The sequence below is a fragment of the Mesorhizobium sp. Cs1299R1N1 genome (assembly GCF_037179655.1).
In the GTDB taxonomy this organism is placed as follows: Bacteria; Pseudomonadota; Alphaproteobacteria; order Rhizobiales; family Rhizobiaceae; genus Mesorhizobium; species Mesorhizobium salmacidum.
Map to the genome: position 1 here is coordinate 1 of NZ_JAPYKR010000137.1, position 441 is coordinate 441.

1 pseudogene is annotated in these 441 nt (G+C 64.6%); it reads right to left on the reverse strand.

Going from position 1 to position 441, the window contains the following annotated elements:
• Positions 1 to 441, reverse strand: a pseudogene (locus tag O7A70_RS34065) (TM0106 family RecB-like putative nuclease); the annotation flags it as partial.

A 441-nucleotide genomic window follows, 5' to 3' on the forward strand; every position in this document is an offset into this window, starting at 1 on the left:
CGCAAAGGTCTCCACACTTCGCCTGATGCGTCGGTAGAACGCCGCAAAATCGGCCACGCGGTAGGCCTCTGGCAGGTACTCCGTCCCGGGTGTCACGACGTGGGCCGTCTCCGGGACCTTCTGCTGCATGGTCGCCAGAAGGTCCGAGTAGAGGCTGAGCTGCAGGACCGTGTTGCCCTTCGTCTCATGGGCCAACTTGGTGTCGGTGACCTCGTATGACCAGGCGCCCAAACCGCTTGGTGTCTCGACCCGTCGCAGGACGTCGGCGCGACCGCTCCAATGCCCGTCCCGTAACGCCGCCTGAACGATCACCGCGTCGCCGCGCGCCATCACCTGCCGCGTTTGGGCGACTGATGCTTGATCGATGCCAACGCCGGCAATGACGGTAACGGTCCCGCCCTGCTTGGCGAGATGGTCGACAAAGCCCTGCTCGTGGGTCTT